Consider the following 11,916-nt stretch of genomic DNA (forward strand, 5'->3'; position numbering starts at 1 on the left):
TAGCCCTTCAACCGGCGTCGCGCACGCTGTGGGCGCGCGTCACCTCGTTGACGCCCATGCCCGAGCGGATAAGCTCGGCGCACCTCTCGCCGATCATGACGCTCGGCGCGTTGGTGTTGCCGGAGGTGATCGCCGGCATGATCGAGGCGTCCGCGACGCGCAGCCCCTCCACGCCGTACACCCTGAGGTCCGGGTCCACGACGGCCATGTGGTCTATGCCCATCTTGCAGGTGCCGCTCGGGTGGTAGATGGTGCTTGCCGCGCGGCGGACGAAGTCGCGCAGCTCGGCGTCGGTCTTCCGCTCCGGTCCGGGCAACACCTCTCGCTTCCTCCACTCCTTGAGGGCGTTGGCCTCGCCTATCTCGCGCGACATCTGGATGCCCCTGACGTGCGCCGCAAGGTCCGCCTCTTCCTTGAGGTAGTTGAAGTTGATCAGCGGCATGTCGTCGGGGTCGGCCGAGCGCAGCGTGAGCTCGCCGCGGCTCAAGACGCGGTTCGGGCCCGGCGTCACCGTGTACCCGTTCCCCTCCTCCGGCGCCGTGAAGCCCTCGGGGGCGAAGGGGATGTGGATAAACTGGATCTGCATGCCCGGGCACAGCCCGACCCCGCGCTCGTCGTCGGGCCAGAACAGCGTGGTCTCCGAGTGGTTGGCCCACGTGGCGCGCGGAACCTCCCTGGCCGATTCGTACACGACGCCCACGAGCAGGTGGTCCATCAGGTTCTGCCCGACGCCCGGGAGGTCGACCTTGACGTCCACCCCGATCTGCCTGAGCTGGTCCGCCGGCCCGATGCCCGAGAGCATGAGGAGCCGGGGCGAGTCGATGGCGCCCGCGCTGACGATGACCTCCTCGTTGACCTCGGCGCGCTGGAGCCCGCCGTTGCGCCCGTTCGTCTGCGCGAACTCGACCCCCGTGCAGCGCCCGTTCTCGATGATCAAACGGCGCACCTGGGCGTGCGTGGTTATCGTGAGGTTGGAGGGGACGCTCCTCAAGTACATGAAGGTGCCGGAGCGCGTGTTGTCGGGGTTGATGGTCACGCTGTTGTAACCGGCGCCCTGCATGTCGGCCCCGTTGAAGTCCTCGGTGGACGGGTACCCGACCTCGACGGCGGCCTCCAGCATCGCCTGGGAGACCGGGTTGCAGTTGTCCTCGCGGAAGCGGCGGACGGAGATCGGGCCGCCCGCGCCGTGAAACTCGTTCTCCCCGTACTCGTAGTTCTCGGACCTGCGGAACGAGGGCAGGACGCTCTTGTAGTCCCAGCCATAGTTGCCCCAGTACGCCCAGTTGTCGAAGTCGCTCTTGTGGCCGCGCACCCACACGAGCGCGTTGATGGCGCTGGTGCCGCCCAGCACCTTGCCGCGCGGCACGACACCCACGCGCCCGGCGGCGTGCTCCTGCGGCGTGCTCACGTACTGGTAGTCGAACTCGGTGCCCTGAAGGGTGTACGGCCAGGCCCCCGGGTCGGCGATGTCCGGATAATCCGTATCCGCTCCGCCCGCCTCCAGCAACAACACCTGCGTCTCCGGGTTCTCGGCGAGCCGCGCGGCCACCGGGGCGCCGGCCGAGCCGGCGCCGATCACGATGTAGTCGTACTGCGCCACGGTAGTCTTTCCTCCTTGTTCGTCTTCCGCGACATCGATCTATGCTCAGCTACTCTTGTGCAACCTCTGTCGTCTCCGGTCCCTCCTTCCGGGCGCGGGCTCCGCCCGTGCCTCCGGCCGCGTCCCTTGCCCTTCTCTTCGGGCTAGTCCCTGCTCGCTCCGGCGGACGTCGGAGCGCCGCCCGGCGTCGGGGAGCCGAGTTCTTCGGCCTGGGTCCCGGCGGCCAGGGCGTCTTCGGGGCGTGGGGTGAGGAAGCTACCGAGCAGGAACTGCCACACGGCTCCGCCCACGATCGCTCCGGAGATCGGCCCCAGCGTCCAGACCCACCATATGGCGCCGGGTCCGGTGAAGGAGACCCCGTTCCAGCCCAGGAACGTGATCGCGATGCGCGGCCCGAGGTCGCGCGCCGGGTTGATGCCGGCCATGGTGAGCGGGGCCTCGACCGCGACGATGAACGCGACCACGAGCCCGAGGATGAGGGAGAAGACGGGCAGGCTCGGCGCGAAGGAGTTGCGCTCGTCCACCACCGCGAACACGACGAGGGCGAGCACCATCGTCGCGAAGGCCTCGGCGAGGAACGCGCCGGTCGTGGTAACGGTGCCCGGGGGCCACTCCAGGGCACCGGCGATCGCCGGGTTCGGCGCGAAGCAGGCGAAGATCATCGCGGTGATCTCGCTTCCCGGCTCGCCGCGGACGATGTTGTTGGCGCGCTCGAAGGCCGTGATCGGGCCGCTGTACAGCCCGTACAGGACCGTCGCCCCCACGACCCCGCCCGCAATCTGCGCCGCGATGTACACCGGCACCTCGCGCCACGGGAACTTCCTGTACACCGCCAGCGCGATGGTAATGGCCGGGTTGATGTGGGCCCCGCTGACGGCCCCCACGACCATGATGATGACCATGATCGCCAACCCGAAGGTTATGCTCAGGTCGAACAACCCGAAGAGCGTGGCCGCCCCGGTCGTGATCCCGGTCGCGACCACCATCAACCCGATCGAAGCAAACAAAAACAAGCCGATAAACTCGGCCAGCGCCCGTTTCCACAGAGCGACTTCCACTTAGAACCTCCCCGTTGGTCCTAGTCGTCCATGCCGCCACGCATCGAGATACACGCGCCCGGCAGATGACCACTGCATAGCGAGAGAACACCCTCGTCACTTACCGGCTGAACTTCCGAATCTGCCGTCGAGATGCTCCCCGATAACCGACGAAGCATGGTCGTTGTCCGCCGCACGCCCCCGACATTCATCGAGCGGCAACCGCACCGGATTCCGGCTCCCCGGCACAAAGAAAACTCAAGGATCGGCCACGATTTCCTCCTCCACTACCCTTTCCCTTGCGGAAAATGCACGTGCATTTTCCGCCTCGGCCGCAATAGTAAATGCACGTGCATTTTTCTGTCAATAGCTCCCATCAAAAAATTCGGGACGTTGGGGAGACCGTGTTCCGGCGCCCCCGGTCGAGGGCGGCCTCAGGGGAGTTTCTCCGGGACTGCCGGGCGCGTTGGCGGCAAATGGCGTATCTGGCCTATCGGCGTTATATTCTCGGTTGGACCAGGGTGTCGTAGCGCGCGAAAGGTGAGGATTCGTGGCGTCAGGTCGAGGTAGGAGAGATTGAATAGGGCACTGCAGCGGGGGCGCGAGCAGCCCGTGTATCGGCAGCTGGCGGGGGCGCTCCGGGCGGAGATCGAGGAAGGTCGGTTCGACGACGGCAAGCCCATGCCGACGGAGGCGCAGCTCGTCGCGGAGCACGGCGTCAGCAGGCACACCGTGAGCCAGGCGTTTCGGGAGCTGGTCGCGGACGGCCTCGTTTACCGGGTACCCGGGCGGGGCACCTTCGTCACCCGGCTCTCCAAGCGCGGCAAGTACCTGCGCTCGATCGGCACGCTCGAAGAGATGATGTCGTGGACCGGTACGGAGATGAAGGTGCTGGACCCCGTAGCGATCGTCGGAGACCCGGAGGCGGCCTCCCGCCTCGGGCTGTCGACCCCGGAGGTAGCGAAGCTCACGGTGCTGCGGTTCTACAAGGGTAGCCCGCTGTTCGTGAGTCACATACGCCTTCCGCCCGAGGTCGGGAGGCGCATGCGGGAGGAGGGCTTGCCCCCCGAAGGCCCGGGGACCGTCATCGGCGCGGCCGAGCGCTTCATCCCGCTGCCAATCGCCGGGGTGAGCGTGGATATTACGGCGGTGCTAGCTCCCGAAAGCACCGCGTCTCTGATGGACTGCGAGCCCGGCGAGCCGATCCTGTGCGTCGAGCGCCTCTTCTACGACAGCGAGGAGAGACCGGTAGAGTTCGCCGTCTCCCATTACAACCCGAGGCAGAACTCCTACCGCATGGAGATGCGCCACCGAACGACGCACTGACCGCGATTCCCCCGTCGGCCCGCGGCCGGGGAACGCTCTCCTCCGGCACGCGTCCCGGTACGCTCGCACGGGGCGCCCCGTACGAGGCGGCGTTGACAGGCGACGGTGGTGCGTACATCATTTCCGATCACGACGTCCGCCGCCGCGATGGCGGACGATCGCGCAGGAGGGGCTGGCGGCGCACCCCTACGACGATCGTCATCACCGTAGGGTGGACGGTTACGCAGACCGGCAACTTCCGGCGACGAGAAGCCGTGGGCCGGCGCCCCAGGCGACAATTTCCGTGTCCCTCCTCGTCTTGCGGCGTAGGCTTTTCGGCTACCGAAGGAGGTCCGGCAGTGGCGAGCGTCAATCGGATAAAGGAGGCGTGGGCTTCGGGACGTCCGGCCTTCGGGTTCTGGTCGGCTATCCCCGACTCGTTCGCGATCGAGCTGGTCGCCGGCCTGGACCTCGACTACGTTTGCGTGGACGGTCAGCACGGGGTCGTCGACTACGCCTCCATGGTCTCCATGTTCCGGACGATCAAGTTCGCCGGCGCCGCCCCCCTCGTGCGCGTCGCGCAGAACGAGCCCTGGCTGCTGATGGGGGCGCTCGACGCCGGGGCGTTGGGCGTCATCGTCCCCATGGTGAACAGCGCCGCCGAGGCCGCCCGGGCCGTGTCCGCCTGCCGCTTCCCGCCCCAGGGCGCGCGTTCCTACGGCCCGATCCGGGCCTCGAGCGTCGTCGGCTCGAAGGACCCGAAAGCCCTGGCCGACGAGGTCTTGTGCATCGTGCAGATAGAGACGCGGGAAGGCCTGGAGAACGTGGAGGAGATCGCCGCCACCCCGGGCCTCGACGGCATCTACATAGGCCCGGCTGACCTCGCCCTGTCGATGGGGCTCCCGCTCGACCTCGGCGACGGGAAGTCCGAGCACGGCGAGGCCATAGGTCGCATACGGGAGGCCTGCCGGAGAAACGACGTCGCCGTGGGCCTGCACGGAACCTCGGGGGCATCGGCCAGGGAGTACGCCGAGCAAGGGTACTCCATGGTGAACGTGGGAGTCGACTACCTCTTGCTGACCGCCGCCGTTCGCCAGGAAGTACAGGAGGCTCGGGGCGGACGGACCTGATATCCGGGTCGCGGAGACGCACCCGGAGGGCGCGACAGAGGTCGCCGGAGCCCTGAACGGGCGACCGCCCATCGAGCCGGTCGCCTACGCGGACCGGGACGGGGGCGGAGCGCCGGGGCTTCCGGGGCATCGTCGATGCGTGGAGGCAGCAGCCGAGGAGGGAGTTGTCGCGAGAGACCGATAGCATGGCCGTCATAGGGGCGGCGTTCGATCCGCTCGCCGGGAAGCGGGTGCTGGACGTAGGCTGCGGCGCCGGCGTTCTCGCGCGTTCTCTGTCGGCCCAAGGGGCACGCGTGGTCGGGGTGGATCCGAACGAGCAGGCGCTGGCGCTCGCGCGCGAGGCCGTCCCCGAGGGGAAGTTTTACCGGGCCGGCGCGCAGGAGCTGCCGTTCGCGGACCGCTCCTTCGACGGCGCGGTCTTTCTGAACTCCCTCCACCACGTCCCCGAGCCCGGCATGCACGCGGCGCTTCGGGAGGCGGCCCGCGTCGTAAAGCCCGGCGGGAACATCGTCGTGATAGAGCCCCTCGCCACGGGCTCTTTCTTCTCCGTGCTGCGCCTGGCCGAGGACGAGACGCGCGTCCGCGCCGCCGCGCAGAAGGCCGTCGGCGACGCGCTGGACGGCGGGACGGTCGAACCCGTCGATCGCGCCGAGTACGTGCGTCGCGAGCGTTTCGCGGACGCCGACCAGTTTCTGGCCCGCATCATCGCCGTGGACCCCGCGCGCGCACCCGTCGTCGACGAGCGCCGCGACGAGCTTGTAGACGCCTTCCGGCGCCACGCCAGAAGGGACGCCCACGGACGGTGGGTACTGGAGCAACCCCTGCGCGCCCACGTCTTTACGGCGAGGTCTTGACCCGAGATCCCCTCCGAGGGATAGGCCGCCGCTCAAAGGTCGAAGCTCCCTGCGAGCACCCTCCGCGCAAGCTTCGTAGGCCCCTCCGTCCCCGAAGATACCCAACATCCACGACCCAACGTGGTTGCCGAACCCTCCCGGGTTTACAATGTCACGAAAATGTACTGTGCATCGAGGTATTTGTATTGACATATTCTCGTGGAGGAGCGTAGCGCTCCCGCACGGTTAAGGAGGGTTGTGGGTAGGACGGCTACGGAGGAGATTCGGAAGGGACGCGGTCGCGCCAGCTTCGAGGTACGCGTCGCGTACCGCCGTTCCTCGGCGCGGACGCATAACCTAGCCAGCGGTCGTTCCTACGCTGGACTACCGGAGAAGGAGAGAGCGTGAGCGAGACCGTCGCGACGGAGCAAACCACTCGGGCGCTCGCCTCGTTCCTCGCGGGCCTTCGCTACGAGGACCTGCCGGACGAGGTCGTGGAGCGCACGAAGGACTTCTTTCTCGACTGGGCGGCGTCGGCGCTCGCGGGCCGGGGGGCGAGACCGGTCGTGGCGCTCGGCTCCTTCGCCGACGCGATGGGGCCCCGGAGCGGTCCCAGCGAGGTTCTCCCCTCCGGCAGGCGCACGTCGCCGCTCTTCGCGGCGCTGGTCAACGGCGCCTCCTCGCACGTCGTCGAGCAGGACGACGTGCACAACGGGGCGGTCTTTCATCCTGCGACCGTGGTCTTCCCCGCCGCCCTCGCCGCCGCTCAGGAGACCGGCGCCTCGGGTCGCGAGTTCGTCGCGGCCTGCGTGGCCGGTTACGAGGCCGGGGTGAGGGTGGGCGCCTTTCTCGGGCGGAGCCACTACAAGGTCTTCCACACGACCGGGACGGCGGGCACCGTCGCCGCCGCCGCCGCGGTCTCCCGCCTCCTGGGGGCCGACGAGGAGACGATGCTGCACGCTTTGGGCTCCGCCGGGACCCAGGCGGCCGGGCTCTGGGAGTTTCTGCGCGACGCCGCCGACTCCAAGCAGCTCCACGCCGCGAAGGCGGCGGCCGACGGGCTGCTCGCCGCCTACCTAGCCCGGAGCGGCTTTACGGGGGCGAGGCGGATCCTGGAGGGGGCGCAGGGCATGGCGGCGGGCATGTCCTCCGACGCGGAGCCGCGGAGGCTCACGGACGGCTTCGGCGAGCGCTGGGCCGTGCTGGAGACCTCGTTCAAGTTCCACGCCTCCTGCCGCCACACCCATCCGGCCGCCGACGCGCTCCTGCGGGCGATGCACGAGCACGACCTCGGCGCGGACCGCATCAGTTGCGTCCGGGCCCGCGTCCACGGGGCGGCCATCGACGTGCTCGGCCCGGTCACGGACCCGCGCACCATCCACCAGTCCAAGTTCTCGATGGGCTTCGTTCTCGCCCTCGCGGCGCTAAGGGGGCGCGCGGGGATAACCGAGTTTACCGAGGAGGCGCTCGGAGACCCGGAGCTGCGGGCCTTCCACGACAAGGTCGAGATGGTCCTCGACCCCGAGATCGACGCGGCGTACCCGGAGCGCTGGATCGGTCTCGTCGAGGTGGAGACCACCGACGGCGAGAGCCTCACGTCCAGGGTCGAGACACCCAAGGGCGACCCCGGCAACGCGTTGAGCCGCGAGGAGATCGAGGAGAAGACGAGGAGGCTGGCGGAGTACGGGGGCGGGGCGTCTCCAGAAGACGTACAACGAATCATCCAGCGCGCCTGGAACCTGGAGAACGAGGGGGACCTGCGCGACCTGCTGCCCGCCCGGTAGACGGAGGGACGACCCGCACGACGACGACGACGACGAGAGAGGAACGGCATTGATCAAGGAAGACCGCGGATTGCAGGAGCTACGCCAGGGCGTGCGGGAGGTCTGCGACAGGTTCCCGAACGAGTACTGGCGGGACCTGGACGCGAAGCGCGAGTACCCCGAGGGGTTCGTGCGGGCGATGACCGAGTCCGGCTACCTGGGGGCCCTCATCCCGGAGGAGTACGGCGGGATGGGGTTGGATCTCACGGCCGCCTGCGCCATCCTGGAGGAGGCCAACCGCTCGGGCGCGAACGCCAACCCCGCCCACGCCCAGATGTACACCATGGGCACCCTCCTCAGGCACGGCTCCGAGGAGCAGAAGAGGGAGTACCTCCCGAAGATAGCGAGCGGGGAGCTGAGGCTGCAGGCCTTCGGCGTCACCGAGCCCGACGCGGGCACGGATACCACCCAGATCACCACCTTCGCCAGGCGCAGCGGCGACAAGTACGTCGTCGACGGACGCAAGATCTACATCTCGCGGGTGCAGTACTCGGACCTCATGATCCTGCTCGCCCGCACCACCCCACTTGAGGAGGTCGAGAAGCGCTCCCACGGCCTCTCCGTCTTTATCGTGGACCTGCGGGAGGCCGGCGACCGCCTCGGGGTCAAGAGGCGCCGGGTGATGATGAACAACTTCACCAACGAGCTCTCCTTCGATGGGGTGGAGGTTCCGGTGGAGAACCGCATCGGGGAGGAGGGCAACGGCCTCCGCTACATCCTCGACGGCATGAACGCCGAGCGCATCCTGATCGCCGCCGAGTGCGTAGGCGACGCCCGCTTCTTCCTCGACAGGGCCGTGGCAAGGGCGAAGAAGCGCGAGGTCTTCGGCAGGCCCATCGGGCAGAACCAGGGCGTGCAGTTCCCCATAGCCCGCGCATACGCCAACCTCGAGGCGGCGAACCTGATGGTGCAGAAGGCCGCGGGCCTCTTCGACCGGGGGGAGGGTTGCGGCGCCGAGGCCAACATGGCCAAGCTCCTCGCCGCCGACGCGAGCTGGGAGGCGGGCAACGTCGCCATGCAGACCTTCGGAGGCTACGGGGTGGACGCCGAGTACGACATCGAGAGGAAGTTCCGCGAGACGCGCCTCTACCAGGTCGCCCCGATCTCCACGAACCTCATCCTCTCCTACGTCGGCGAGCACGTGCTCGGGATGCCCAGGTCCTTCTAGATGCTGCCGCTGGAAGGGATCACGGTGGTCTCGCTGGAGCAGGCCGTCGCCGCCCCCTTCGCCACCCGACAGCTCGCCGACCTCGGCGCCCGCGTCGTCAAGGTCGAGCGCCCAGGCGCCGGCGACTTCGCCCGCTCCTACGACGGGACCGTCAACGGCATGTCCAGCCACTTCGTCTGGCTCAACCGCTCCAAGGAGTCCCTCGCCCTCGACCTCAAGCAGGACGCCGCCAAGGGGGCGCTGCGCAGGCTCGTGGCCGGGGCGGACGTCTTCGTGCAGAACCTCGCCCGGGCGCGGCCGAACGGCTCGGCTTCGGGGCGGAGGCGCTGAGGGGGAGGACCCCGGCCTGGTGCACTGCTCGGTCTCCGGCTACGGCGGGGCGGCCCCTACACGGAGAAGAAGGCCTACGACCTTCTGGTGCAGTGCGAGGCCGGGCTCGTCTCGATCACCGGCACGGAGGAGGCCCCCTCCAAGGTCGGCATCTCCGTGGCGGACATAGCGGCCGGGATGTACGCCTACTCGGGGGTGCTCTCGGCCCTGTTCCGGCGCGGGAGGACGGGGGAGGGGGCGACGATCGAGGTGTCGATGCTGGAGGCCTTGGGCGAGTGGATGGGCTTCCCGGCCTACTTCTCCGGCTACGGCGGCGAGGAGCCGAGGAGGAGCGGGGCGAGCCACGCGGCGATAGCGCCCTACGGGCCGTTCGCCTGCGCCGACGGCGGGGTCGTCTTCCTCGGGGTGCAGAACGAGCGGGAGTGGGAGCGGTTCTGCGGCGGGGTGCTGGGGAGGGAGGGGATGGCAGGGGACGAACGCTTCGAGACCAACTCCAAGCGCGTCGAGAACCGCGACGCGCTTCGCGCCGAGATAGAGGGCGTTTTCTCCGGGCTCTCCGCCGAGGAGGCCGTGGGGAGGCTGGAGGGGCGGGGATCGCCAACGCGAGGATGCGCGACGTGAAGGGCTTCCTCGATCACCCGCAGCTCGAAGCGCGCGGGCGCTGGCGGGAGTTCGGCTCTCCGGCGGGCCCCCTGCGGGCGCTCCTGCCGCCGGCGACGCTCGCGGGGACGGAGCCGGTGATGGGGCCGATCCCCGGGGTCGGGGAGCACAACGGCTCGATCCTCGCCGAGCTCGGCTACGGGGACGCGGAGATCTCGGCCCTGTCGTAGCTCGGAGCGAGGATTTGTAAGAATTTCGGTGGTTGCCACCGATCGGAGAGGACCCGTCCTCGGGAGGCTTCGATCGGTCGGCTCGGAGGGTCCCGCCCGCGCCTAACCGCTACGATCCCCGCTCGTCCCCACGCGTAGCGCGTCGTGCGGGGCTGGCGGAGGATCTTCGGTCCGGCGGCGTCCGACCGCTAGTGCCAGCGGCTCACGTGGTCCGCCGGCGCATCTGTAGCCGGTAGGAGTAGCGTTCGGAGTTGTAGAAGCTGATGGCGAGTTCGACCGGGGTGCCCTCCGTGTCGAAGTAGGTGCGGTCCGTACGCAAGCAGGGCTCGCCGGCCTCCCCGTCGATGAGCGGCGCGACCTCCGCGGGGGTCGGGACGGCGGTGATGACCTGGTTGGCCCCCGCGACGGTGCCCGGCATGAGCTTCTCGAGGGTGCCTATAACCGTTCCGACGCCCTTGGCGGGTAGGGCCTCGGATTCCGCGAGACGCTGGCCCAGCTCGGGCGGGAGGTAGACGTGGGTGAGGCCGAAGGGGGCGCCCTCGTAGAAACGCCGCAGCGCCAGCGCGGCCACCACCTTGGTCGGTAGCTCGAGGCGGAGCGCGGCCTCCTCCTCGGGGATCAGCTCGATCCGCTGCAGCAGCTCCATCTCGGTGCCGGCGAAGGCTTGCAGGTCCTCGATGGCGCCGATCGAGCGCACGTAGTGGCGCTGCTGCGAGAAGTTGGTGGGGAAGGTGCCCCTTCCCGCCACCCTGTACACGAGGCCCTCGCCCACGAGGTCCTGGAACGCCCGCCGGACCGTCTGGCGGCTCACGCCGTACGTCTCCGCGAGCTCGACCTCGGTCGGCATCTGCTCGCCCATCTTGAAACGCCCCTCTTCGAGCGCCGAGCGAAGATCCTCGGAGAGCCGCTGATGGGCAGGCCCGGTCTGGCGTCTGTGCTCCGAACGCCTCACTTTTCCACCAGGAGCACCCTTACGGACGGATCGCAACCACGACTACGCAAGGGTCGAACGGCTATGCATCTCGCCAGTCTCACTGGCGCCACCTCTCTGCCGAGTGAACCGAAACCTTTTCCCTGCTCGAATTCTAACTTATTCTTACCCTACCGGTCCTGCCGTATAAAACGGACGGGCTTCTAAGCGGCCCCGGCGTCCCGGCACCGAACTCCGTCCCGATCCCGGCGCAGCGCGACAACGAGCCGCATCGATCGGCCGGGTGCTCGCCGGCTCGGGAACTACGGCGAGGACGCCGGACGGGGCTCATGGAACGGTCAGACACCGAGGGAGTAGTGATGGAAGGCTTCGTCCCGCCGCCAACCTTTCCGCTCGTAGAGGTGTTGCGCGGGGTTGTCCCTCGCCGTCTTCAGCTCCAGTCCCTTTGCCCTCGTCTCGACCGCCAACCGCTCGGCGCGATCCAGCAGGGCGGAGGCGATGCCCCGCTGCCTGGCCTCCGGCACGACGAACAGGTCGTTGAGGATCCAGACCCGCTTCGCGGAGACCGAAGAGAACGACGGGTAGAGCTGCGTGAAGCCGACGGGCGCCTCGCCCTCCATCGCGAGAAAGACCACGGACTCGTCCCTCTCCAACCGTTCGAGCAGGAAGCGGCGCGCTCCCTCCGGGTCGGAGGGCTGCCCGTAGAACCGGCGGTACCCGTCGAACATCGGCGTGAGGAGCTCCACGTGCTCGACGGTGGCCCGGGTAATGACCGCGCCGGGGTCTTTGCGTGCCATTCGCGTCTCCTTGCTTCGCGCTCGCCCGATCTCGTGGCGTTATCGGGGAACACGCGCTTGTGGAAGGGACCGGGTCCCGTAACCGGCGGCGCCGTCCCGCGCGTCAGCACGGTGACGCGCGGGACGGCGGCC

The 11,916-nt window shown here is 68.7% G+C and carries 10 protein-coding genes and 1 pseudogene; 7 read left to right on the forward strand and 4 right to left on the reverse strand.

What is annotated here, in order from left to right; genetic code table 11:
• Nucleotides 1-7 precede the first annotated feature (7 nt).
• Entirely contained in the window at nt 8-1,600 is a 1,593-nt protein-coding gene (locus GBA65_RS17840; protein ID WP_166397709.1) for a GMC family oxidoreductase, read from the reverse strand.
• A gap of 143 nt (nt 1,601-1,743) precedes the next feature.
• Nucleotides 1,744-2,658, reverse strand: coding sequence for an MIP/aquaporin family protein (locus tag GBA65_RS17845; RefSeq protein ID WP_166397710.1), 915 nt, complete (start codon nt 2,656-2,658; stop codon nt 1,744-1,746).
• A 555-nt stretch (nt 2,659-3,213) separates the two neighbouring features.
• On the opposite strand from GBA65_RS17845, the gene GBA65_RS17850 reads away from it, so the two are divergent.
• The 7 genes and pseudogenes from GBA65_RS17850 (at nt 3,214) to GBA65_RS23545 (ending at nt 10,056) form a co-directional block, all read left to right on the forward strand.
• The gene (locus GBA65_RS17850) at nt 3,214-3,963 is read left to right on the forward strand and encodes a GntR family transcriptional regulator (protein WP_166397711.1); all 750 of its coding nucleotides are present in this window, start codon (nt 3,214-3,216) and stop codon (nt 3,961-3,963) included.
• A 338-nt stretch (nt 3,964-4,301) separates the two neighbouring features.
• Nucleotides 4,302-5,072 carry an HpcH/HpaI aldolase family protein gene (locus tag GBA65_RS17855; RefSeq protein WP_166397712.1) on the forward strand — a complete coding sequence of 257 codons (771 nt, stop codon included), beginning with the start codon at nt 4,302-4,304 and terminating at the stop codon, nt 5,070-5,072.
• Between the two features lie 185 nt (nt 5,073-5,257).
• Nucleotides 5,258-5,926 carry a class I SAM-dependent methyltransferase gene (locus GBA65_RS17860; RefSeq protein WP_323127061.1) on the forward strand — a complete coding sequence of 223 codons (669 nt, stop codon included), beginning with the start codon at nt 5,258-5,260 and terminating at the stop codon, nt 5,924-5,926.
• Nucleotides 5,927-6,309: 383 nt separating this feature from the next.
• A complete protein-coding gene (locus tag GBA65_RS17865; protein WP_166397713.1) occupies nt 6,310-7,689 on the forward strand; it encodes an MmgE/PrpD family protein in 1,380 nt (459 codons plus the stop codon).
• Nucleotides 7,690-7,741: 52 nt separating this feature from the next.
• Entirely contained in the window at nt 7,742-8,896 is a 1,155-nt protein-coding gene (locus GBA65_RS17870) for an acyl-CoA dehydrogenase family protein (protein ID WP_407691112.1), read from the forward strand.
• Nucleotides 8,897-9,847 (forward strand): annotated as a pseudogene (locus GBA65_RS24605) (CaiB/BaiF CoA transferase family protein). It abuts the gene before it with no gap.
• Nucleotides 9,844-10,056: a hypothetical protein gene (locus GBA65_RS23545; protein ID WP_207955891.1), complete on the forward strand. Its 213-nt coding sequence runs from the start codon at nt 9,844-9,846 to the stop codon at nt 10,054-10,056. Before GBA65_RS24605 ends, GBA65_RS23545 begins: the two are co-directional and overlap by 4 nt.
• 202 nt (nt 10,057-10,258) lie before the next feature.
• On the opposite strand, the gene GBA65_RS17880 is transcribed toward GBA65_RS23545, so the two are convergent.
• Nucleotides 10,259-10,915, reverse strand: a complete 657-nt coding sequence (locus tag GBA65_RS17880) for a GntR family transcriptional regulator (protein ID WP_407691022.1) — start codon at nt 10,913-10,915, stop codon at nt 10,259-10,261.
• 410 nt (nt 10,916-11,325) lie between these two features.
• Nucleotides 11,326-11,784, reverse strand: coding sequence for a GNAT family N-acetyltransferase (locus GBA65_RS17885; RefSeq protein ID WP_166397716.1), 459 nt, complete (start codon nt 11,782-11,784; stop codon nt 11,326-11,328).
• Nucleotides 11,785-11,916 lie beyond the last annotated feature (132 nt).

It is taken from the genome of Rubrobacter marinus, assembly GCF_011492965.1.
GTDB classification, from domain to species: Bacteria; Actinomycetota; Rubrobacteria; order Rubrobacterales; family Rubrobacteraceae; genus Rubrobacter_F; species Rubrobacter_F marinus.